Annotated in this window: 22 protein-coding genes and 1 other annotated feature; of the genes, 10 read left to right on the plus strand and 12 right to left on the minus strand. The window is 54.9% G+C overall.

Annotated elements, in window-relative coordinates; genetic code table 11:
- Positions 1-30: 30 nt before the first annotated feature.
- From recR to PGR10_RS16855, 5 genes are all read right to left on the minus strand, one after another.
- Entirely contained in the window at positions 31-636 is a 606-nt protein-coding gene (recR, locus tag PGR10_RS16835) for a recombination mediator RecR (protein WP_113373763.1), read from the minus strand.
- Entirely contained in the window at positions 636-968 is a 333-nt protein-coding gene (locus PGR10_RS16840) for a YbaB/EbfC family nucleoid-associated protein (protein WP_008805448.1), read from the minus strand. Before PGR10_RS16840 ends, recR begins: the two co-directional genes overlap by 1 nt.
- A gap of 57 nt (positions 969-1,025) precedes the next feature.
- Positions 1,026-2,936 (minus strand): DNA polymerase III subunit gamma/tau, encoded by a 1,911-nt coding sequence (gene dnaX / locus PGR10_RS16845; protein ID WP_213317120.1) that lies wholly within the window; start codon positions 2,934-2,936, stop codon positions 1,026-1,028.
- Positions 1,629-1,693: a sequence feature (DnaX frameshifting element), on the minus strand. It overlaps the preceding gene by 65 nt.
- Before the next feature lie 92 nt (positions 2,937-3,028).
- Entirely contained in the window at positions 3,029-3,580 is a 552-nt protein-coding gene (gene apt / locus PGR10_RS16850) for an adenine phosphoribosyltransferase (RefSeq protein WP_047076200.1), read from the minus strand.
- Positions 3,581-3,730: 150 nt separating this feature from the next.
- Entirely contained in the window at positions 3,731-4,108 is a 378-nt protein-coding gene (locus tag PGR10_RS16855; RefSeq protein WP_015704615.1) for a DUF454 family protein, read from the minus strand.
- 69 nt (positions 4,109-4,177) lie between these two features.
- On the opposite strand from PGR10_RS16855, the gene priC reads away from it, so the two are divergent.
- Complete coding sequence (gene priC, locus PGR10_RS16860) at positions 4,178-4,705, plus strand: primosomal replication protein N'' (RefSeq protein WP_213317119.1); 528 nt, start codon at positions 4,178-4,180, stop codon at positions 4,703-4,705.
- Between the two features lie 12 nt (positions 4,706-4,717).
- Positions 4,718-4,891, plus strand: a complete 174-nt coding sequence (gene rsmS, locus PGR10_RS16865; protein WP_430923817.1) for a pleiotropic regulatory protein RsmS — start codon at positions 4,718-4,720, stop codon at positions 4,889-4,891.
- A 37-nt stretch (positions 4,892-4,928) separates the two neighbouring features.
- On the opposite strand, the gene mscK is transcribed toward rsmS, so the two are convergent.
- Together mscK and acrR are read right to left on the minus strand one after the other, a co-directional pair.
- Entirely contained in the window at positions 4,929-8,273 is a 3,345-nt protein-coding gene (gene mscK / locus PGR10_RS16870) for a mechanosensitive channel MscK (RefSeq protein WP_087860355.1), read from the minus strand.
- A 129-nt stretch (positions 8,274-8,402) separates the two neighbouring features.
- Positions 8,403-9,053, minus strand: coding sequence for a multidrug efflux transporter transcriptional repressor AcrR (gene acrR / locus PGR10_RS16875; protein WP_045393528.1), 651 nt, complete (start codon positions 9,051-9,053; stop codon positions 8,403-8,405).
- 141 nt (positions 9,054-9,194) lie between these two features.
- Here acrR and acrA point away from each other — a divergent pair, with 141 nt between their 5' ends.
- The 6 genes from acrA to PGR10_RS16905 all read left to right on the plus strand — a co-directional run bounded on the left by acrA (position 9,195) and on the right by PGR10_RS16905 (position 15,940).
- On the plus strand, positions 9,195-10,394 hold the full coding sequence (acrA, locus tag PGR10_RS16880; RefSeq protein ID WP_087860356.1) for a multidrug efflux RND transporter periplasmic adaptor subunit AcrA: 1,200 nt from the start codon (positions 9,195-9,197) through the stop codon (positions 10,392-10,394).
- Between the two features lie 22 nt (positions 10,395-10,416).
- On the plus strand, positions 10,417-13,563 hold the full coding sequence (gene acrB / locus PGR10_RS16885; RefSeq protein ID WP_015704610.1) for a multidrug efflux RND transporter permease subunit AcrB: 3,147 nt from the start codon (positions 10,417-10,419) through the stop codon (positions 13,561-13,563).
- Between the two features lie 472 nt (positions 13,564-14,035).
- Positions 14,036-14,410 carry an Hha toxicity modulator TomB gene (tomB, locus tag PGR10_RS16890; RefSeq protein ID WP_015367917.1) on the plus strand — a complete coding sequence of 125 codons (375 nt, stop codon included), beginning with the start codon at positions 14,036-14,038 and terminating at the stop codon, positions 14,408-14,410.
- Between the two features lie 26 nt (positions 14,411-14,436).
- On the plus strand, positions 14,437-14,655 hold the full coding sequence (locus PGR10_RS16895; RefSeq protein ID WP_015367918.1) for an HHA domain-containing protein: 219 nt from the start codon (positions 14,437-14,439) through the stop codon (positions 14,653-14,655).
- 131 nt (positions 14,656-14,786) lie between these two features.
- Complete coding sequence (gene maa, locus PGR10_RS16900) at positions 14,787-15,347, plus strand: maltose O-acetyltransferase (RefSeq protein WP_087860357.1); 561 nt, start codon at positions 14,787-14,789, stop codon at positions 15,345-15,347.
- Between the two features lie 128 nt (positions 15,348-15,475).
- The gene (locus tag PGR10_RS16905; RefSeq protein WP_087860358.1) at positions 15,476-15,940 is read left to right on the plus strand and encodes a YlaC family protein; all 465 of its coding nucleotides are present in this window, start codon (positions 15,476-15,478) and stop codon (positions 15,938-15,940) included.
- Here the strand turns inward: PGR10_RS16905 and PGR10_RS16910 are convergent.
- Complete coding sequence (locus tag PGR10_RS16910; RefSeq protein WP_395226829.1) at positions 15,915-17,369, minus strand: PLP-dependent aminotransferase family protein; 1,455 nt, start codon at positions 17,367-17,369, stop codon at positions 15,915-15,917. The two genes, PGR10_RS16905 and PGR10_RS16910, sit on opposite strands and share 26 nt — an antisense overlap.
- A 102-nt stretch (positions 17,370-17,471) precedes the next feature.
- Between PGR10_RS16910 and PGR10_RS16915 the strand changes: the two genes are divergently transcribed.
- A complete protein-coding gene (locus tag PGR10_RS16915; RefSeq protein WP_087860360.1) occupies positions 17,472-18,182 on the plus strand; it encodes a GNAT family N-acetyltransferase in 711 nt (236 codons plus the stop codon).
- Here the strand turns inward: PGR10_RS16915 and ykgO are convergent.
- A complete protein-coding gene (gene ykgO / locus PGR10_RS16920; RefSeq protein WP_003859006.1) occupies positions 18,179-18,319 on the minus strand; it encodes a type B 50S ribosomal protein L36 in 141 nt (46 codons plus the stop codon). The genes PGR10_RS16915 and ykgO overlap by 4 nt on opposite strands.
- A 2-nt stretch (positions 18,320-18,321) precedes the next feature.
- On the minus strand, positions 18,322-18,582 hold the full coding sequence (locus tag PGR10_RS16925; protein ID WP_015367923.1) for a type B 50S ribosomal protein L31: 261 nt from the start codon (positions 18,580-18,582) through the stop codon (positions 18,322-18,324).
- Positions 18,583-18,804: 222 nt separating this feature from the next.
- On the opposite strand from PGR10_RS16925, the gene PGR10_RS16930 reads away from it, so the two are divergent.
- Complete coding sequence (locus PGR10_RS16930; RefSeq protein WP_348854129.1) at positions 18,805-20,364, plus strand: EAL domain-containing protein; 1,560 nt, start codon at positions 18,805-18,807, stop codon at positions 20,362-20,364.
- Positions 20,365-20,404: 40 nt separating this feature from the next.
- Here PGR10_RS16930 and PGR10_RS16935 read toward each other — a convergent pair whose 3' ends face one another.
- Together PGR10_RS16935 and PGR10_RS16940 are read right to left on the minus strand one after the other, a co-directional pair.
- The gene (locus PGR10_RS16935) at positions 20,405-20,758 is read right to left on the minus strand and encodes a DUF1428 domain-containing protein (protein ID WP_015367925.1); all 354 of its coding nucleotides are present in this window, start codon (positions 20,756-20,758) and stop codon (positions 20,405-20,407) included.
- 88 nt (positions 20,759-20,846) lie between these two features.
- On the minus strand, positions 20,847-21,461 hold the full coding sequence (locus tag PGR10_RS16940; protein WP_045393554.1) for a YczE/YyaS/YitT family protein: 615 nt from the start codon (positions 21,459-21,461) through the stop codon (positions 20,847-20,849).
- Between the last annotated feature and the right edge of the window lie 45 nt (positions 21,462-21,506).

A 21,506-nucleotide genomic window follows, 5' to 3' on the forward strand; every position in this document is an offset into this window, starting at 1 on the left:
GCGGAGGCGGCGAACGCAGCCTCCATTTGTTCAGAAAATAATCTTGTGACGCCCGGCCAGTGAGTGCGACAGCGTGGTGCCGTCGACCATTTCCAGCTCGCCGCCAACCGGTACGCCGTGGGCGATGCGGCTGGCGTCAACGCCATACTGCGCGCAGAGCTCAGCGATGTAGTTGGCCGTCGCCTCGCCTTCAACCGTTGGGTTGGTTGCGAGGATCAGCTCGCTGATTGACTCGGCTTCAAGACGTTGTTCAAGACGATCGAGCCCGATGTCATCCGGCCCGATGCCGTCAAGCGGCGACAGGTGGCCCATCAGCACGAAGTAGCGGCCGGAATACTGCCCGGTCTGCTCAATGGCGTAGATGTCCGCTGGACTCTCCACCACGCAGATCTGACCGTTTTCCTTGCGACGCGGATTGCTGCAAATATTGCACACCTCCTGCTCGGTGAAGGTGCGGCAATCGGCGCAGTGGCCGATTTCCGACATTGCGCGCGTCAGCGCCTGCGCCAGACGCATACCGCCGCTGCGATCGCGCTGCAGTAGCGTAAACGCCATGCGCTGCGCCGACTTGGGGCCAACGCCCGGCAGACAGCGAAGCGCTTCCATAAGCTGAGTTAACAGCGGGCTGGTTTGCATCAGAACGGCATCTTGAAGCCTGGCGGCAGCTGCATGCCGGCAGAAACGGAGGCCATTTTCTCTTTCTGGGTCTCTTCAATGCGGCGCGCAGCGTCGTTGAACGCGGCAGCCACCAGATCTTCCAGCATCTCTTTGTCGTCTTCCAGCAGGCTTGGGTCGATTTCCACACGACGGCAGTTATGCGCGCCGTTGATGGTCACTTTTACCAGACCCGCGCCGGACTCACCGGTCACTTCCAGCTGCGCGATCTCTTCCTGCATTTTCTGCATTTTGTCTTGCATCTGCTGGGCCTGTTTCATCAGGTTACCCAGGCCGCCTTTTCCACCAAACATAGGCTTCTCTCTCAGTAAGTCATCGTTAAGGGTACTGAACGCCAGTCAGACTGGCGATCAAATGGGGCGGATACTCTCTTCATCCAGATCGGCGTCGAAGAATCTTCGCAGGGTCTGAACGTTGTTATCCGCAATAATTGCCTCGCGCGCCTGCGCGAGCTTCTCTTCATAAATTGCCTGTCGCCACTCCAGCGGCGTGCGCATCGCCGAATTATCGTCTTCAACGATGGTCAATTCAACCGGCGCGCCGTACAACACGCCCAGCGCTTCGGCCAGTTTTTGCTGCGCGCCGGCGGAGTTGAGATGGCGCTGACTCGGGCGCAGATGCAGGCAAATGCGGTTGCCGTCCTGCTCTTTCCACGCGTTCAGCGCGACCTGCTCAACCAGTTTCGGTACCGCCAATTGGCTCACTTCCGCCGCCCAGCTATCGCGCTCGACCGCTTCCACGGCCAGTTTCGCCGCCAGCTCCGGCGTTTTTTCATGCTCCAGCGCTTTTTTCAACGCTTTTGGCGTGGCGACTTCGACTTTGGTCTCTTCAATCGGAGCCGTCGATTTCCAGCGATAGGCTTCTTTTTTCGCCGGGGCCTGCTCAAGCGCGGCCGCAGCCGGACGAGCCTGTACGCGCTCGGTAATCGAACTCAGTCGTTCCAGCGCAGCGTTATTCACCGGCCGCGCGCGGGATGCGGCTGCCGGTTCACTCTTTTTTGGGGTGGTTGCTCCCGGGGTTCGCTGCAGCCGACTACGCGCCGCCAGCACCTGGCTGGTGCTTTGCGGTAGATTCTGCGGCGGCGCTGATGGCGACGATACGGGCGGTGCCGCTTGTTGTACCGGCGCAGAGGTTGGAACCTGAACGGGCTTCACTTCCGGCTCCGGCAGCGGCTGACGCGGATGGAAAGCCAGCGCGCGCAGCAGCGTCATTTCAACTCCCATACGCCGGTCCGGCGCATAAGGCAGCTCTTTGCGGCCAATCAGCAGCGTCTGATAGTAAAGCTGCACATCAGCCGGCGGTACGGTACGAGCCAGCTCGCGCATTCGTAGCTCGACGGCGGCCATATCCGCCCCCAGCGCCGATGGCGAGAGCTGGACCATCGCGATACGGTGCAGCAGGCTTTGCATTTCCACCAGCAGCGCTTCCCACTCAACGCCGCGCGCGGCGGCGTCGCTGACGCCTGCCATCACGCGCTCGCCGTCGGCGGCCACCAGCGCTTCTATCAAGGATAGCGCCTGATCGTCATCGAGGGTGCCGAGCATTTCGCTGACGGACTGCGCGCTTAAGCGGCCATCGCCGCTGGCGATGGCCTGATCGGTCAGGCTTAACGCATCGCGCAGGCTGCCATCCGCGGCGCGCGACAGCAGCTGCAGCGCGCGCGGCTCAAACGCGATCTGCTCTTCGCCAAGAATGTGTTCAAGCTGATGGCGGATCTGTTCGACATCCAGCGCCTTGAGGTGGAACTGCAGGCAGCGGGATAAAATCGTCACCGGCAGTTTTTGCGGATCGGTAGTCGCCAGCAGGAATTTGACGTGCGCGGGCGGCTCCTCCAGCGTTTTCAATAACGCGTTGAAGCTGTGACGCGACAGCATGTGCACTTCATCGATCAGGTAGACCTTGAAGCGACCGCGGGCCGGCGCGTACTGGACGTTGTCAAGCAGATCGCGGGTATCTTCCACTTTGGTGCGCGAGGCGGCATCGATCTCGATCAGATCGACAAAGCGGCCTTGTTCTATTTCGCGACAGTTATCGCAGACGCCGCACGGCGTCGCGGTAATACCGCTTTCGCAGTTTAACCCCTTCGCCAACAGCCGGGCGATGGAGGTTTTCCCTACTCCGCGGGTACCGGAAAAGAGATATGCGTGATGGATGCGCCCTAACGATAAGCCGTTCGCCAGTGCGGTCAGCACATGTTCCTGGCCGACGACGTCAGCAAAGGTTTGTGGGCGCCATTTACGGGCTAAGACCTGATAACTCATGGGCTGGCTCTGAAACGCTGGAAGGTGAATTCACGAGGGGGTAATGCTATCACAGCCCCGCCGGATCGGCGAGGCTATGTGTCGGGATTTGCTTAGTGGCCCGGGAAAGGCACCAGGCTAAAGCAATTGATGCCCAGTTTTTCCAGGCGCTGTTCGCCGCCCAGATCGAAAAGATTGATAATAAAAGCGGCATCGTGAACTTCGCCGCCCAGGCGACGAATCAGCTTCACGGTGGCGTCAATGGTGCCGCCGGTCGCCAGCAGGTCATCAACGACCAGCACTTTATCGCCTTTTTTGATGGCATCAACGTGGATTTCCAGCTGATCGGTGCCATATTCAAGCTCATAGCTTTCGGCGATGGTTTCGCGCGGCAACTTGCGCGGCTTACGAACCGGAACAAAGCCAACGCCCAGCGCCAACGCAACCGGGGCGCCGAACAGAAAACCACGCGCTTCGGTCCCCACCACTTTGGTGATGCCGGCGTCTTTATAACGCTCGGTTAGCAGTTCAATGCTAAGCGCATAGGCTTTAGGGTCTTCCAGCAAGCTGGTGACATCGCGGAAAAGGATGCCCGGTTTCGGATAATCCTGGACGCTTTGGATGCTGTTTTTCAGATATTCAAGCTGCTGTGCAGTTGCGGTCATAAGTGTATGCCTGATTGAAACGGTGTTACCCACGGGCGTGCAAAATGGGCCAAAGAAACATTTGTTTAACCTTTGACCAGGCTTACCCGCGCTCGAAAACGCCAGAATTTACTGGCTGTCGCCAACAATTGCAACAGGCATTATTGCGCATCAGTGCTTTTGTTGCTTTGCGTCAACCACCGGAATGCGCCACATAAATATCAGCAGGCAGGCGAGGATTGCCAGCAACAGGATGCGCACCCACATAAGCTTAACCAGCCACAGAGAAATGGCAAAGGTCAGTAAAATCATGATAATGGCTCGCGGCTTGGCCCCCGGCGGCATCGCCCGGTATTGCTGCCAGTGGCGAAGATAGCCGCCAAACCACGAGCGATACAAAAGCCAGTGGTGAAAGCGCGGCGACGAGCGGGCAAAACACCACGCGGCGAGCAGGATAAATGGCGTTGTCGGTAACAGCGGTAAGAAGACGCCCAGCGTCCCCAGCACTACCGCCAGCCAGCCAATGATGATTAAAATAATACGTGGCATAATGCGAATCGTTATCAAGCAGATGTCGCTACTGTAGCACAGTTGCTGAGTAGGGAATGGAGGAGTTATTTGAAAACAACCCGGCTTTTACAAACGCTGAAAAATCAGCTGGCCGAGCTGGCGCTTCAGGTGGAGCCGCTGTCCAGCCACGCTACGCTGAGCCCGCGTTTCGACCGCCAGCTGTTCCGTACCCGCGACACGCAGATGCAGGCATATCTCGACGAAGCGCGGCACAATCTCGCCGAACTCCAGCATGCCGTTGAGCATCAGCATCTGCCCCAGGTCGCCTGGCTCGCCGAGCGTCTGGTGGCGCAAATTGCCGCCATTAGCCGTGAGACGGCGACCTGGTCGTTACGCCAATGGGACAGCGCCTCGCCGACGCTAAACCGCTGGCAACGCCGCCGCCTGCAGCACCAGGAGTATGAGCGCCGCCTGCTGGCAATGCGCAACGATCGCCAACGTCAGCTGGCGTCGGCAACAACCCTTGCTGAACAGCAACGGCTAACGAAAGAGGTCGAGGCCTATGCCGGGCGCCTGGCCCGCTGTCGCGATGCGCTGGAAAAAATTGAAAACGTACTGGCGCGTTTAACGCGCTAACAGGAGAGGATTATGTCGCTGGAAAATGCACCGGACGAGGTCAAACTGGCCGTCGATTTAATCATGTTGCTGGAGGAAAACCGGGTCAGCGCAAAAACGGTGCTGGGAGCGTTGGATATTATTAAGCGCGACTATGAAAACAAACTGAAAAATGCCCAACCTGACACGCCTTTGTCAGAAGAATAAAACGAATCGGGGCGGCATATGCCACCCCGATTAGCGATTATGCGACGCCTGGCGCCGTATCATCCCCTTTATTATCGCGCTTCACTTCCGTCACTTCATCTCCCTTCTCGTTACGCAGATGAACTTCCAGCTGGTTGAAGGCAATATCGATATTGTTTTCACGGCACAGGCGATCGATCGAGCGGTTAAGTTCGTCCACCGCGTAGCTGCGATCGCGCAGTTCACGCACGTAGAGGCGCAGTTCATGATCCAGCGTGCTGGCGCCGAAGGTGGTAAAGAAGACCGACGGCGCCGGTTCCTGCATCACTTTCGGATGTTCATGCGCCGCCTGCAGCAGCACTTCTTTAACTTTATCGAGATCGGATCCATAAGCCACGCCCAGGCGGATCACCACACGGGTGATGGTATCGGAGAGCGACCAGTTGATCAGCCGTTCCGTCACGAAGGCCTTGTTCGGAATAATCACCTCTTTGCGATCGAAATCGGTGATGGTCGTCGCGCGGATACGGATCTTACTGACGGTGCCTGAGAAGGTACCGATAGTGACCGTATCGCCGATCCGCACCGGACGTTCGAAGAGAATGATCAGGCCGGAGACGAAGTTACCGAAGATCTCCTGTAAGCCAAAACCTAAACCAACCGACAGCGCCGCGGCCAGCCACTGCAATTTATCCCACGACACGCCTAACGAGCCGAATACCGTCATCGCGCCGATGGCGATAATCGCGTAGTTGAGGATCGTCGTTATCGCATAGGAAGCGCCCTGGCGCATATTAAGACGCGACAGCACCAGCACTTCCAGCAGGCCCGGTAAGTTACGGATCAGCGCCCAGGCGACCATCGAGGCAACAATCGCAAACAGCAGGCTGCCCATGGTCACGCTTTTCACCACGCTGGCCCCGGCTTCAGTGCCGTTGTAGTGCCAGAGCGTAATGCTGTCGAGATAGGCGAACACGGTTATCAGATCGGACCAAATCGCCCAGAACAGCACCGCGAACAGCGCCACCATCACCAGCATGGTGATACGCAGCGTTTGCTGGTTAACCTGTTCGAGCGCGATCGTTGGCTCTTCCTGCGGTTCAGCGCCTTCCGCCCCTTCTTTCACCAGATGCTGGCGACGCGCCAGCGCCCGGCGCCAGGCAATACGTCGCGCCGCTACGCTCAGGCCGCGCAGCACGGTCTGGTACAGCAGGTTCCACATCATTACCAGATAGACGGTCTCAATCCAGCGGCCAGCCAGACGCAGCGTGGTATAGAAGTAACCGGTCGCCGTGAGGACCATCAGCGCGACGGGTACAATCGACAGCACGGTCACCGTCAGCAGGCGTAGGCTGTGCGACTCTTTGTCACGCCAGCTTTCGCGGCACATCGGCCACACCAGCACCGCAATCAGCAGCAGGTTGACGAAGATAACAAACTGCCCGAGTACATCGTCCATCAAATTAAGCGGAGAGAGCTCAGAAACAACCGACCAGAAATTCAGCGGCAGCAGCGCCAGGCTGACGCGGACGATCTGCCGTCGCCAGTGGCTGGTTAGCTGCGCGGGCATATTGAAATGCTTCACCGCCACGCCGTCTTTTTCCAGTACCTTCCAGCACAGGCCGAACACCAGCCAGAACATCGCCAGCTTCTTACTGTAAGCCCACAGCAGGTTGCTGACATTCAGCTGCATGGTCAGCAGGATAAGCCCGACGGCGAGGATGAGCAGCACCACCGGCAGCGCTCTGATCAAATCAATCAGGATCGCTTTTGGCGTGTTGAGCTGGGTATCGTTGCGTAACTGACCTACCTGAGAGGCCAGCTTCGCCTGGTAATCACGCAGCCACTGCAGGCGCCAGCGGATGAGACCGGCAATCAGCAGCAGCGGCAGCCCGGCAAGGAACGCGATAAACACCGCCGGCCAGGCTTTTTCCCAGTTGACGGTGATTTTCATCGATTTGAACTGGCCTTTCAGCGCTTCCGGGAAGGATTTAATCCACTCCCAATCCATCGGTTTATTGCTGTTCACCCAGAAAATCTGCTGGGTCAGAATTGATTTCAGATTGCTGGAGACGCTCATCAACTGCTGCTGGTTAATCTGCAGGTTGATGGCCATCATCAGCTGGTTCCCCAGCTGTTTGTTAAACTGGTCGAGCAATTCACGGCGCATGTCCACAACCTCCAAAAGGGCGGCGTGAACCTCCGGCGTGACTTCGCTGCTATGGCCTTCTTCCAGTTTTGCCACGAAGGCATCGCTCTGGAATAACGCATCGCGCTGCTGGTTAACTTCAAACTGCTCCAGGCGTAGGTCGGCGATGCGGTTGGTCATATCCTGCAGCTCATCCGCTGATGGCAACGTTTGCTGCTGCTGATAAAGGATACGTGACAGCAGCAGGCTGCCTTTCAATACGGAAATCTGCTCTTTGATATCGCGTTCGGACTGCAGCGCGCGGTCGAGCCAGTTTTTGACTCTGATATTACGCTGCACCAGCTGGTTGCCGTTTTCGGTCGCCTGAATCAGCTTTTCGCTGAGCTGGTGGTTGACATCAAGCTCCTGCTTAACTAGCGGATTATTTTGGATCCGCGTAGTCTCCTCAGGCGAGACCGCTTCCTGAGCGGTTTTCTCGGTGAGCGTCAGCCGCTTGCTGTTCACCGCTTCCTGTAAGAGCTGTAGCTGATGTTCCAACCGGTTGCTATGGGCGGTGACATAGTCGCGCTGTTTCTGCAGCGTATCCTGCAGAACGGTATTGCCTTCCAGGCTCTTACGCTGCTGTTCGATCTCCGCATTCAGCAACGCCTGCTGCGCCAGCAGCAACCCCTGCTGCGTCGGGCGCAACGTCTCTTCGCCCGGCGCGGTGCCGTTGAGGCGGTTACGAATTTGCTGTAATTGCTGAGAGGCAGAATACATCGCGTTCTGCACGCGCTCCGGCTGAGTCTGCAGCGAAACTAATTGGCTGTTGTAGGTCGCCAGATCGTTCTGCGCGCTTTGCAGATCGTCGAGCGCCTGGGACACGCGCGACTCAAGCTGTCGCAGCGACAACGTGCTCAGAGTTTTACGGGTGACTTCATCATCAGGAACGTCGCTCAGCGCATTCAGACTGTCTACCGCCTGACGCATTTTCGCCGGCGCCTGTTCAACCTGCTGACGCAGTTGAACGGTTTCAGACTTTATACGTTCAATCTTATCGAGCGTTTCTAAAGTCTGAGTCAGGTCCTGCTGAACTAATTTTTCCTGCGGCGTGAGTTCTTTTTGCTTATTTAGCGTAGTGAGCTGGCTTTGAATGTCAGAACGGTCAGGTAAATCTGCAGCCTGAACCTGGCTGAAGCTCAGAGTGCCAACTATAAGGACCAGTGCAAAGACAATGGTGGAAATAGCATGAGGCCAACGATTTGTATGCTGCATAGTATTAACATGAATGGTTGCAAATGCCGGAGAATACCGGGGGTCGTCGCAGCGCGCAGAATAGCACTTCTCCCTGCGCACGAATAGCGGCAGAGATAAGTAAAATTTACCTTTATTTACTGCTGGTCGTCAGGCCACAATTGCAGACGGGCTACGCAACGATGGACAGGTTTGGTACATCTCAATGAGCGTGTCTACATAAGCGCGGGCTTCCGCATGGAGATTAAAGGTCTCGGGCGCAAAGAGCCAATTTTCCATTAATCCGGAAAGATAACTGCGCATCAGAATTGCCGCACGGCGAGTGAGTAAATTCGCAGGTAATTGTTGAGCAGTGATACACTCTTTTAATGTTTGCTCAATACGATCGTAGCTTTCAAGCCATAAACTGCGCTGTGCTTGTTGGACAACGGCCATTTCTCCGACAAATTCGCATTTATGGAAGATGATTTCCATCATCAGGCGTCTACGTTCCTCTACTACCGTCGCTTCGAGGATATAGACCAGTATTTCGCGAACAACTGACAGTGGATCGTTAGGGAATTTTGCCCGATACTCAACTTCGAGATCGCTAATGCTGGCGTCAGAGAGACTCCATATTTCATTAAACAGATCGGATTTGTTTTTGAAATGCCAGTAAATCGCGCCCCTGGTCACTCCGGCAGCTTTTGCAATCGCGGCCAACGAGGTAGATGATACGCCTTGCTGCGAAAACAAACGCAGGGCAACGTCAAGAATCAGTTGCCGGGTTTCAAGTGCCTGTTGTTTGGTTTTTCGTGCCATAGGTTGATGACTTTACAGAGGTTGCGTTTACATACATTTGTGAATGTATGTACCATAGCATGACCATAATAGAAAGACTGAAGTGGGTTTGTGGACGTTTGAGCCACTGAAAATTTGAAATTGGACACTCGAGGTTTACATATGAACAAAAACAGAGGGTTAACGCCTCTGGCGGTCGTTCTGATGCTCTCAGGCAGCTTAGCGCTAACAGGATGTGACGATAAACCGGCTCAACAAGGAGCCCAGCAAATGCCGGAAGTCGGTATTGTCACGCTCAAATCCGCACCTCTACAAATCACCACTGAACTTCCTGGTCGTACCAATGCTTATCGTGTCGCAGAAGTCCGTCCTCAGGTAAGTGGCATTATTCTGAAACGTAACTTCACTGAAGGCAGCGATATTCAGGCGGGGGTGTCTCTTTATCAGATCGATCCGGCAACCTATCAGGCAAGCTATGAAAGCGCCAAAGGCGACTTAGCGAAAGCCCAGGCCGCCGCAAACATCGCTCAGTTGACGGTTAAACGCTACCAGAAACTGGTTGGTACCAAATACATCAGCCAACAAGAATATGATTCAGCCGTTGCCGATGCTCAGCAAAGCAACGCCGCCGTCGTTGCCGCCAAGGCTGCTGTTGAAACTGCGCGTATCAATCTGGCTTATACCAAAGTGACTTCGCCAATCAGCGGACGCATCGGTAAATCTACGGTCACCGAAGGCGCGCTGGTGCAAAACGGGCAAACTACCGCGCTGGCTACCGTTCAGCAGTTGGATCCTATCTATGTTGACGTTACCCAATCGAGCAACGATTTCCTGCGTCTGAAACAGGAACTGGCGAACGGTAAACTGAAGCAGGAAAACGGTAAGGCCAAAGTCGAACTGGTCACCAATGACGGCCTGAAGTACCCGCAAGAGGGTACGCTGGAATTCTCCGATGTTACCGTTGACCAGACCACCGGTTCTATCACGCTGCGCGCTATCTTCCCGAACCCGGACCACACTCTGCTGCCAGGGATGTTCGTCCGCGCACGTCTGGAAGAAGGTATTAACCCGGATGCGCTGCTGGTCCCACAACAGGGCGTTACCCGTACCCCGCGCGGCGATGCCAGCGTAATGGTGGTCGGCGAAGGCGACAAAGTTGAAGTTCGCCAGGTCACCGCAACTCAGGCTATCGGCGATAAGTGGTTAGTGACCGAGGGTCTGAAATCAGGCGATCGCGTGATCGTCGCTGGCCTGCAAAAAGTCAAACCAGGCGTACAGGTAAAAGCGCAGGAAGTAGCTTCAGACAACCAACAGCAAACCGCCGGCAACGCGAACGCTCAGTCTGAACAAACCAAGTCTTAACTTAAACAGGAGCCGTTAAGACATGCCTAATTTCTTTATCGATCGCCCCATATTTGCATGGGTGATCGCCATAATCATCATGTTGGCCGGGGGGCTTTCAATTATGAAACTCCCCGTGGCGCAATATCCAACGATTGCGCCGCCAGCAGTGACGATCTCGGCCACCTACCCGGGGGCTGATGCGAAAACGGTGCAGGATACCGTGACACAGGTTATCGAACAGAACATGAACGGTATCGATAACCTGATGTACATGTCCTCAAACAGTGACTCCACCGGTACGGTGCAGATCACCCTTACCTTCCAGTCCGGTACTGACGCAGATATCGCCCAGGTACAGGTGCAGAATAAGCTGCAGCTGGCGATGCCGCTGCTGCCGCAGGAAGTACAACAACAGGGCGTGAGCGTGGAGAAATCCTCCAGTAGCTTCCTGATGGTTGTCGGGGTTATCAACACTAACGGCACCATGACGCAGGAGGATATTTCCGACTACGTGGGCGCCAATATGAAGGATGCCATCAGCCGTACCTCCGGCGTCGGCGACGTTCAGCTGTTCGGTTCCCAGTACGCGATGCGTATCTGGATGGACCCGACGAAGCTAAACAACTTCCAGTTGACTCCGGTAGATGTCATCAACGCCATTAAAGCGCAGAACGCCCAGGTCGCGGCAGGTCAGTTAGGCGGTACGCCGCCGGTGAAAGGCCAGCAGTTGAACGCCTCGATCATCGCCCAGACGCGTCTGACTTCCGCTGATGAATTCAGTAAGATTCTGCTGAAAGTCAATCAGGATGGTTCACAGGTTCGTCTGCGCGACGTGGCGAAAGTTGAGCTCGGCGGCGAAAACTACGACATCATCGCGAAGTTCAACGGCCAACCGGCTTCCGGTCTGGGGATTAAACTGGCCACCGGCGCTAACGCCCTGGATACCGCCAACGCCATCCGCGCCGAGCTGGCGAAGATGGAACCGTACTTCCCGTCAGGCCTGAAAATCGTCTACCCGTACGATACTACCCCGTTCGTGAAAATCTCTATTCATGAAGTGGTAAAAACGCTGGTGGAAGCGATCATCCTGGTGTTCCTGGTCATGTATCTGTTCCTGCAGAACTTCCGCGCCACGCTGATCCCGACCATTGCAGTACCGGTGGTATTGCTTGGGACATTCGCCATCCTGGCGGTGTTTGGCTTCTCGATAAACACCCTGACGATGTTCGGGATGGTGCTGGCCATCGGCTTGCTGGTGGATGACGCCATCGTGGTAGTAGAAAACGTCGAGCGCGTAATGGCGGAGGAAGGATTGCCGCCGAAAGAAGCGACCCGTAAGTCGATGGGTCAGATTCAGGGCGCGCTGGTCGGTATCGCGATGGTGCTGTCTGCGGTATTTATCCCGATGGCCTTCTTCGGCGGTTCAACCGGCGCGATTTATCGCCAGTTCTCGATCACTATCGTTTCCGCGATGGCGCTGTCGGTACTGGTAGCGCTGATTCTGACGCCAGCGCTGTGCGCCACCATGCTGAAACCGATTCAGAAAGGCGGCCATGGCGAGCACAAAGGCTTCTTTGGCTGGTTTAACCGCATGTTCGATAAGAGCACGCACCACTACACCGACAGCGTAGGCAACATTCTGCGTAGTACCGGTCGTTACCTGGTGCTGTATCTGATTATCGTCGTCGGTATGGCCTACCTGTTCGTTCGTCTGCCAAGCTCCTTCTTGCCGGACGAAGACCAGGGCGTGTTCTTGAGTATGGCGCAGCTTCCGGCGGGCGCGAGTCAGGAACGTACGCAGAAAGTCCTCGACGAGATGACTGACTACTACCTGACCAAAGAGAAGAACAACGTTGAATCGGTGTTCGCGGTTAACGGTTTTGGTTTTGCAGGTCGCGGTCAGAACACCGGTATCGCCTTCGTGTCGTTAAAAGACTGGAGCGAACGCCCGGGTTCAGAAAACAAAGTTGAAGCGATTACCGGCCGCGCGATGGCCCGTTTCTCGCAGATTAAAGATGCGATGGTTTTCGCCTTTAACCTGCCGGCGATCGTCGAACTGGGTACCGCTACCGGCTTTGACTTCCAGCTTATCGATCAGGGTGGTTTAGGGCATGAGAAATTAACTCAGGCGCGTAACCAGCTGTTTGGTATGGTCGCGCAGCATCCCGATCTGCTGGTCGGCGTGCGTCCTAACGGCCTGGAAGATACGCCGCAGTTCAAGATCGATATCGATCAGGAAAAAGCGCAGGCGCTGGGTGTTTCAATTAGCGACATTAACACCACCCTCGGCGCAGCGTGGGGCGGCAGCTACGTCAACGACTTCATCGACCGCGGTCGCGTGAAGAAAGTGTACGTCATGTCTGAAGCGAAATACCGTATGCTGCCAGAGGATATCGGCAACTGGTATGTACGCGGCAGCGATGGCCAAATGGTGCCGTTCTCCGCCTTCTCCACTTCCCACTGGGAATATGGTTCACCGCGTCTGGAGCGTTACAACGGTCTGCCGTCGATGGAAATCCTCGGTCAGGCAGCGCCGGGCCGCAGTACGGGTGAAGCGATGGCGATGATGGAACAGCTGGCAAGCAAACTGCCTTCTGGCGTCGGCTACGACTGGACCGGTATGTCCTATCAGGAACGCCTGTCAGGCAACCAGGCCCCGGCGCTGTACGCTATCTCGCTTATCGTCGTCTTCCTGTGTCTGGCGGCGTTGTACGAGAGCTGGTCGATTCCGTTCTCCGTCATGCTGGTGGTACCGTTGGGTGTTGTTGGCGCGCTGTTAGCGGCAACCTTCCGCGGGCTGACTAACGACGTTTACTTCCAGGTCGGCCTGCTGACGACCATCGGCCTGTCGGCGAAGAACGCGATACTTATCGTTGAATTCGCCAAAGACCTGATGGAAAAAGAAGGCAAAGGCCTGATTGAAGCGACGCTGGAAGCGGTACGTATGCGTCTGCGCCCAATCCTGATGACTTCTCTGGCGTTTATCCTCGGGGTAATGCCGCTGGTTATCAGCTCAGGCGCAGGTTCCGGCGCGCAGAACGCCGTCGGTACCGGCGTAATGGGCGGGATGGTGACCGCGACGGTTCTGGCGATCTTCTTCGTGCCGGTATTCTTCGTGGTGGTTCGTCGCCGCTTCAGTAAGAAAACTGAAGATATTGAGCATAACCATCCGGTTGAGCATCATTAATCTTGCTTAAGCTAAGGGCCGCGTTTGCGGCCCTTTTTCTTTAGGGGTATTTAAACGCACACATTGTTATTGTTTATTTTACGTTCTGACATATAATATACATTGATGAACGTTGTTCTATCTTTATTAAGATTTCCGTTATCGGCTTCACCATCAGGCTTTATTCAGAATATTCTTAATCACCAACAACTTCCCGACAACCTTCCCGCTGCAGGCAGGCGTCAATCAGATAAACTGATGATATATAAGGCTGACGTTCCAGTTTCGCCAAACATAAAAGGAATCCGTATAATAGGATCTGTTTTTTTAAGATAAATTAACCGTATTTATTGTAATTTTTCGTAATAGCACGGTGAAATGTTTTTGAGACTGGATTATAGTTAAATCACAGGATTACAATGTTTGAGCCTGGTCTTCATCCCACAACGGTGTTTGTTAGTCGTCGTTTAAACCACTTACAAGGGGATGTGTTATGGACGAGTACTCGCCAAAAAGACATGATATCGCGCAGCTTAGATTTCTCTGCGAAACCCTGTATCATGACTGCCTTGCAAACCTGGAAGAGAGCAACCGCGGCTGGGTTAACGACCCCACTTCGGCGGTGAATCTTCAATTAAATGAATTGATCGAGCACATAGCAACTTACGCGCTTAATTATAAAATTAAGTATGCTGAGGATAATAAGCTGATTTCTCAGCTTGACGAATACCTGGATGACACTTTTATGCTGTTCAGTAGTTATGGCATAAACACAAGCGATCTCCAAAAATGGCGCAAATCAGGCAATCGCCTATTCCGATGCTTTGTCAACGCCAGCCGGGAGAACCCGGCAAGTCTTTCTTGTTAGAATTATTACATTCAAAAGGTGAAATGATGTCTGGTAAACCATTAACTAAAACAGACTATTTGATGCGTTTACGCCGCTGTCAGACAATTGATACGCTGGAGCGCGTAATTGAAAAGAATAAATATGAACTTTCCGACAATGAATTGGCGGTATTTTACTCAGCAGCCGATCATCGTCTTGCTGAATTGACCATGAATAAGCTATACGACAAAATCCCAACTTCAGTATGGAAATTTATCCGCTAGTTCATTTTCTGTCATTAATACAACGGTACCTCAACAGGGATTGATCAGAATATTAAACGTCTGAGTCCCGTATTGCTGCATATGAAACCGGTTTCGCTTTATACTGTTTCTTCTTTAACCAGGAGAAGACCATGAGCGAAGAGAAAAGGAAAATGATCGCCGGCGAGCCGTATCTGGCTGGAGACGCCACGTTAAAAGCAGACCGCCTGCACGCCAGGCAGGTACTGCACCGTTACAATCACTCTGCGCCGGATGAACGCGAAATACGCGCCACGCTGCTGGCTGAACTTTTTGGCAAGGCGACCGACGCCTATATTGAACCCACTTTCCGCTGCGATTACGGCTATAACATCAGCCTCGGCGCCAATTTTTACGCTAACTTTGACTGCGTGATGCTCGATGTTTGCCCGATCCGGATTGGCGATAACTGTATGCTGGCGCCGGGCGTCCATATCTATACCGCCACCCATCCACTGGATCCGACGGAACGCAATAGCGGTATTGAGTACGGAAAACCGGTGGTTATCGGCCATAACGTGTGGATTGGCGGCCGGGCGGTTATCAACCCCGGCGTAACAATCGGCGACAACGCGGTTATCGCATCCGGCGCCGTCGTGGTGAAAGATGTGCCGGCCAATGCGGTGGTCGGCGGTAATCCTGCAAAAATCATCAAGCAGCTATTAACCGAATAATAGTAACTGTTATGCTTTTCTGTAACTGATCTGTTACTTTAACCCCGGTCTCCGGCAACATAAAATAACTGTCAAACTGAGCCGTAGAGCCTGAAATGCCGGGCTCTACGAAGAATTCGGGGATTAAAATGACAGAAATACAGCGCCTGCTAACCAACACCATTGAGGAACTGAACGAAAAAGAAAAACGCGATAATCGCCCGCGTTTTAGTATCAGTTTTATTCGCAATCACCCGTGGCTATTTGTCGCCATGTACGCCGCCTTTTTGGCCACTCTCGTCGTCATGCTGCGCTCTGAGACGCTGGTTGATTCCGTATGGCTGCTGGTCGTCCTGTTTGTTCTGTTGAACGGCTTTTTCTTCTTTGACGTCTACCCGCGTTACCGTTATGAAGATATCGACGTGCTCGATTTTCGCGTCTGTTATAACGGCGAATGGTATAACACCCGTTTCGTCCCTGAGCAGCTGATTGACGGTATTCTGCAATCGCCGCAGGTCGCTCATGAGCAGAAAGCCCAACTGCAGAAAATGATCGCCACGAAAGGTGAACTCTCGTTCTACGATGTTTTCACCTTGACCCGCGTTGCTGCTTGATTAGCCGGTTCAACGTCCGCAGCGCCGGTACGAAATGCGCCGCTGACGTATTACCATATCCCAACACCAGGCCGCTACGCGCGGTCTGCTGGTTAAGATAAAAGCGGCTTAGCGCCGCTGGCGCCATTTGATAACGTCGCGCCTGCTCGACAATTTGCACATCGTCGATGCCATCAATGGCGACGGTTAAATGCAGCCCGCCCTCTCCGCCCCAAATCTCATTCGCCAGCGCGAATTCGCTTGCGACCGCCTCGCGTAACAGCTGCTGACGCCGACGATACAACCGGCGCATTGAAGCCAGATGGCGCGCATAATGCCCCTCTTCGATGAACAGCGCCAGCGCACGCTGCTCCAGCCGATGGCCGCCGCGCAACAGCGCGCCGATCGCCTCCTGCGCCGCCTCGGCCAGCGCCGGAGGCATTACTGCAAATCCTATCCTAAGTGACGGGAAGAGCGTTTTACTGAAGGTACCAAGGTAAACCACCGGCGCCTGCGCCACCATGCCGAGCATCGCCTGAATGGGTTCGCCGCTGTAGCGAAACTCGCTGTCATAGTCATCTTCAATAATCCACGCATCATGCTGGCGGGCATACTCCAGCAACGCCAGACGGCGCCCGGCGCTCATCACCGCCCCGCTCGGATACTGGTGCGAAGGTGAGGTAAAAATAAGCCTCGGCGCCTGCTCTTCCGCGGTATCTGGCCGCATGCCATCGCTATCAACCGCAATTCCCTTTATTTGCAGACCGGCTTTAATAAACACGCTTTTGGCGCCGAAATAACCGGGCTCTTCGACCCAGGCGGTATCCCCCGCCTCGCTCAGCAGATGCGTGCAAAGATTAACCCCCTCCAGCGCGCCTTCAGTGATCACAATTTGCCGCGCTGTGCAGCGAATGCCCCGGGATAAGGTCAGATGACGGGCAATCGCCTCGCGCAGCGCCGGTTCACCGGCCGCCTCCCCATACCCAAGAATCGTGCTGCCGTCCTCGCGCAGCACCCGATCGAGCAAACGGCGCCAGATAGCCAGCGGGAAGTAGTTCACCGCGGGCATGCCGGTAGTCAGCAACAGTGCCGGCGAATCCCGTCGCCCCGGCAGCGGTAGTGCGCGCAAGCGCTCAGGTAACACAACCTTTGGCGGCGTCGGTTCGCTTTCCACCAGCGTATTGAGCGCCGCGACATACGTCCCCTGACGACTGCGGATCAGATATCCCTCTATCGCCAGCTGTTCCAGCGCGCTGTTTACGGTATTGCGCGATACGCCAGCACGCTGAGCAATAACGCGCGCCCCCGGCAACCGGCTATGACTGAGTAGCTCGCCCTGTAAAATGGCCTCGCGCAGCGCCTGATAGAGCGCGCGCTGTAGCGTCGCGTCTCCCCGCTGCTGTATCCCGCGCGTCAGCAGGGTAAAAAAAGCATCGTCCGGAATATTCATCATGGCTCCTCGTGGCACCATGAAAAGATACCCTTATGGCCCTTTTTATGGAACCAGTAGACGTTTAATCTCAGGACTCTTCCCGCAAACAGGACTTGACCGATGACGCAATACAACCAATTTAACCAACTCGTTGGCGACGCTTTACCTGACTGGCAGCCGCGTCCCTGGCCGCAGCGCCAGACCTTGCAAGGACAGTCATGCCGCCTGGAACCGCTTGCCGTCAAACACGCGCAAGCGCTGTTCAACGCCTATCGACAGGCGCCTGATACCCGCGCCTGGACCTGGCTTTTGCGTGAACCGGAAAACAGCGTTGCCGAGTTCAGCGCCTGGATTGCCAGCATCAGCGAGCTAAACGATCCGCTTCACTTCGCGGTGATTGATGAACGCAGTGGGCAACCGGTCGGATCGCTAGCGCTGATGCGTATTGACGCCAAAAACGGCGTCGTTGAAGTCGGCCATGTTCACTTTTCGCCGCTGCTAAGCCGCAAAGCAATGGCCACCGAAGCACAGTGGCTGCTGATGCGTTATGTCTTTGAGTCGCTCGGCTACCGCCGCTATGAGTGGAAATGCAATAGCCTGAATGAACCATCGCGGCGCGCGGCGCTGCGCTTAGGCTTTCAGTTCGAGGGGCGCTTTCGACAAGCGCTGGTGATAAAAGGCCACAATCGCGATACCGACTGGTTTTCCATTATTGATAGCGAGTGGCCGCAGGTGGATAGCGCAATGCGTCAGTGGCTGGCCGCCGGTAATTTTGATGCCAACGGCCAGCAATATCGCACGCTGGAGAGCTTTCGCAAGCCTACGAATTAACGCCGTTTTTTACGCCCCTGCACCGCTTTAAAGCGCGGGTTACTTTTGCAGATAACGTACAACCGCCCTTTGCGTTTCACTATCTGGCAATCCGGGTGGCGCTGTTTAGCGCTACGCAATGAGTTCAGTACCTGCATATTTAGCTCCTTTTGGCATCAATAAAACCACCGAAGCGCTGACGGAAACGGGCGGCGCTACCTTCGGTGGCATGCGTTTTCTGCTTACCGGTGTAATACGGATGGGATTTAGACGAAACATCTAAGGTGACATACGGATAGGTCACGCCATCCAGTTCAATCTCACGCTCGGTTTTAATGGTGGATCCCACTTTGAAGTACTCGTTCACGCTCGTATCGTGGAAAACGACGGTACGGTAGTGCGGATGAATATTAGCTTTCATGGCGAACCTCAATTAATATGTTATAACATAACAATTAAGGTACACCGTTCATAGCTAAAGATCAACCATACGAAATTAGCGGCTTCAACGAGCACCACGCGGAGCCTCAATGGACGATGATTTGCGGCCCCCTCCCCTCCAAATCGCGGTATTCGCGATCCGAGTCTTTTTTCCGCTTTCGCGTATACTCTGTGCAATCCCCGTTAAAATAAGGACATACCCATGACGACTCGCCATTTAATGAGTCTGGTTACAGGGGTGCTTATTCTCGCTATCGTACTCCCCATCGCCCTAAGCATCTGGCTGGCAATGCGTCAGGCGCAGGCGCAGTTTTATAGCGAGCTCGACCACTACTCAAAGCGTATTGTGATGCGCGTGGAACAGGTCGCCACTCAGGCCAAAGAAGCATTACAAGAAGCCGATGCTCACAGCGCCACCGCCTGTTCACCAGAACATTTGCTGAATATGCGCCGCATTGCCTACACCCATCGCTACGTGCAGGAGGTACTATGGTTGCGTAATTCGGTACCGATGTGCTCATCACTTGAAGATCATCGGGTTTCAGTGACATTCCCACAACCCGATCACGTGACCGCCGACGGCTACAGTACCTGGCTTACCTCGATCAATGACCTCGGCCTGCAACATCGCATGACCGCCTTCGGCAACAAAAATCATATTGTGATGATCGACCCGATATCATTTATTGATGTTATTGCCAGCGGCCAGGAAAAGATCCATACGATATTATTCGGCACTGAGCACGATCGGGTGGTGATCAGCAGCCAACCTCTCGATCCCGCGGTTTGGGCGCGAATTAAAAACCTCCATAGCGAGACGCTAACGCTGAATGACACCGTCTATCGCGTGCATATTATCCCGGAACTGGGTCTTGGCGTCGCAAGTTGGTCGTCCACGCAGCCCCTGGATGCGCGCCTTCGCCAGCAGCTGCTGTTATGGCTGCCGATAGGGCTCTTTACCAGCCTGTTGACCTCTTTTTTACTTCTACGCCTGCTGCGCAGATTACGTTCGCCACGTTATGGCATGCTGGATGCGCTGCAATCCGATGCCATCCAGGTTTACTATCAGCCGATAGTCTCGCTGGAAGATGGCAAAATCGCCGGCGCAGAAGCGCTGGCCCGCTGGCAGCAGCCGGATGGCACTTTTTTATCACCCGATATCTTTATCCCACTGGCTGAGCAAACCGGGCTTATCACCCGGTTGACCGAAGATATTGTGCGCAAAATCTTCGCCGACCTCGGCCCCTGGCTGCGCCAACATCCGCAGATGCATGTCTCCATAAATCTGTCGGTTGATGACCTGCGCTCGCCTACGTTACCCACGCTACTCAAGGAGCAGCTGGCGCGCTGGGGAGTCAATCCGGAACAGATTCCTCTTGAGCTTACCGAACGCGGTTTTGTCGATCCGCAAACCACCCTGCCGGTAATTATTGGCTATCGCCAGGCGGGACACAGGATCTCGATCGATGATTTCGGCACCGGCTATTCCAGCCTCAGCTACCTGCAGACGCTGGATGTGGATACGCTGAAGATCGACAAGTCATTTGTCGATACGCTGGAATATAAGCCGCTGACGCCGCATATCATTGAGATGGCGAAGGCGCTGAATCTGGCGATTGTCGCCGAAGGGGTGGAAACGCCCGCTCAGCGCGACTGGCTGCGCGCGCATGGCGTCAATTACGCGCAAGGCTGGCTGTATTGTAAGGCGCTACCGAAAGAGGAATTTGTTCAGTGGGCGGAACATAATATTAAAGCGCATTAATTCATGTGCGGCGCGCTGGCAACCAGTCGCGCCGCCGGATTTACTCGTCAAGAATCGGCGCAAACCCACCGAAGATCATACGCTTGCCGTCAAAAGGCAAGCTATCGCTAAGCGCTTTGATCCGCGGGTCGCTCATCATTTTCGCATTGGCCGCATCCCTGATCTCCTTAGACGGGTACTCGATCCAACTGAAAACCACTTCCTCATCCGCCTGCGCTTTAACCGACATGCGGAAATCCGTCAGCTTCCCTTCCGGGACATCATCCGACCAACACTCCACCACGCGCGTGGCGCCAAACTCTTTAAATAGCGGCGCCGATTTTGCTGCCAGTTCGCGGTATGCCTCCTTATTTTCCGCAGGGACGGCAACGACAAAACCATCAACATACTTCATGAGTGAGTCTCCGAAGTGAACAGCGCCGGCGGCATATCCGTCGGCGTCTGAGTGATAAGTTTAGTCGCTGCTATCGCGAACGGCGATTTCAGGACGCCAGCTCCCGGCTTTTCGCCGCCGCGCTGACTGGCCGCGGTTGACGGAACCAGGGTAAAAACAGCTGGATCAGCGGGCCGATAGCAAAGGCGTAAACCACGGTGCCGACCCCTACTTTGCCGCCCAGCAGCCAGCCAATTAGCAGTACCGAGACTTCGATGGCGGTACGGATACCACGCAAAGACCAGCCGGTTCGCGCATGCAATCCGGTCATCAGGCCATCACGCGGCCCGGGACCAAAACCGGCGCCGATATACATCCCGGTTGCTATCGCATTCATCACTACCGCGCCGGCTAGCAGCAGACTACGCGCGGGCAGCGATTCCAGCGGCGGAAGTACCGCGAGTGTGGCATCGGCAGCAAGGCCAAGCACGATGACATTGCTAATGGTACCGAGACCCGGCATCTGACGCAGCGGGATCCACAGCAGCAGCACCGCGGCGCCGGTCACAATAATCACCGTGCCGAAACTGATATTAAGCTGTTTCGCCACCCCCAGATGAAACACATCCCACGGATCGGCCCCGAGGTTGGCATGGACGAATAACGCCGTCGACACGCCATAGAGAACCAGACCAATATAAAGTTGTAGCAAGCGACGGACCATAAACACCTCAGTATGTATTGCGAATACCCCCATCATCAGCAAAAA

Origin of the sequence: Klebsiella sp. 141198 (assembly GCF_050600785.1) — a bacterium.
Classification (GTDB): Bacteria; Pseudomonadota; Gammaproteobacteria; order Enterobacterales; family Enterobacteriaceae; genus Klebsiella; species Klebsiella aerogenes.

Coding starts and splice junctions, on each gene's coding strand:
- recR (WP_113373763.1), bottom strand. CDS start 636: ATGCAAACCAGCCCGCTGTTAACTCAGCTTATGGAAGCGCTTCGCTGT.
- PGR10_RS16840 (WP_008805448.1), bottom strand. CDS start 968: ATGTTTGGTGGAAAAGGCGGCCTGGGTAACCTGATGAAACAGGCCCAG.
- dnaX (WP_213317120.1), bottom strand. CDS start 2,936: ATGAGTTATCAGGTCTTAGCCCGTAAATGGCGCCCACAAACCTTTGCT.
- apt (WP_047076200.1), bottom strand. CDS start 3,580: ATGACCGCAACTGCACAGCAGCTTGAATATCTGAAAAACAGCATCCAA.
- PGR10_RS16855 (WP_015704615.1), bottom strand. CDS start 4,108: ATGCCACGTATTATTTTAATCATCATTGGCTGGCTGGCGGTAGTGCTG.
- rsmS (WP_430923817.1), top strand. CDS start 4,718: ATGTCGCTGGAAAATGCACCGGACGAGGTCAAACTGGCCGTCGATTTA.
- mscK (WP_087860355.1), bottom strand. CDS start 8,273: ATGCAGCATACAAATCGTTGGCCTCATGCTATTTCCACCATTGTCTTT.
- acrR (WP_045393528.1), bottom strand. CDS start 9,053: ATGGCACGAAAAACCAAACAACAGGCACTTGAAACCCGGCAACTGATT.
- acrA (WP_087860356.1), top strand. CDS start 9,195: ATGAACAAAAACAGAGGGTTAACGCCTCTGGCGGTCGTTCTGATGCTC.
- acrB (WP_015704610.1), top strand. CDS start 10,417: ATGCCTAATTTCTTTATCGATCGCCCCATATTTGCATGGGTGATCGCC.
- tomB (WP_015367917.1), top strand. CDS start 14,036: ATGGACGAGTACTCGCCAAAAAGACATGATATCGCGCAGCTTAGATTT.
- PGR10_RS16895 (WP_015367918.1), top strand. CDS start 14,437: ATGTCTGGTAAACCATTAACTAAAACAGACTATTTGATGCGTTTACGC.
- maa (WP_087860357.1), top strand. CDS start 14,787: ATGAGCGAAGAGAAAAGGAAAATGATCGCCGGCGAGCCGTATCTGGCT.
- PGR10_RS16905 (WP_087860358.1), top strand. CDS start 15,476: ATGACAGAAATACAGCGCCTGCTAACCAACACCATTGAGGAACTGAAC.
- PGR10_RS16910 (WP_395226829.1), bottom strand. CDS start 17,369: ATGAATATTCCGGACGATGCTTTTTTTACCCTGCTGACGCGCGGGATA.
- PGR10_RS16915 (WP_087860360.1), top strand. CDS start 17,472: ATGACGCAATACAACCAATTTAACCAACTCGTTGGCGACGCTTTACCT.
- ykgO (WP_003859006.1), bottom strand. CDS start 18,319: ATGCAGGTACTGAACTCATTGCGTAGCGCTAAACAGCGCCACCCGGAT.
- PGR10_RS16925 (WP_015367923.1), bottom strand. CDS start 18,582: ATGAAAGCTAATATTCATCCGCACTACCGTACCGTCGTTTTCCACGAT.
- PGR10_RS16930 (WP_348854129.1), top strand. CDS start 18,805: ATGACGACTCGCCATTTAATGAGTCTGGTTACAGGGGTGCTTATTCTC.
- PGR10_RS16935 (WP_015367925.1), bottom strand. CDS start 20,758: ATGAAGTATGTTGATGGTTTTGTCGTTGCCGTCCCTGCGGAAAATAAG.
- PGR10_RS16940 (WP_045393554.1), bottom strand. CDS start 21,461: ATGGTCCGTCGCTTGCTACAACTTTATATTGGTCTGGTTCTCTATGGC.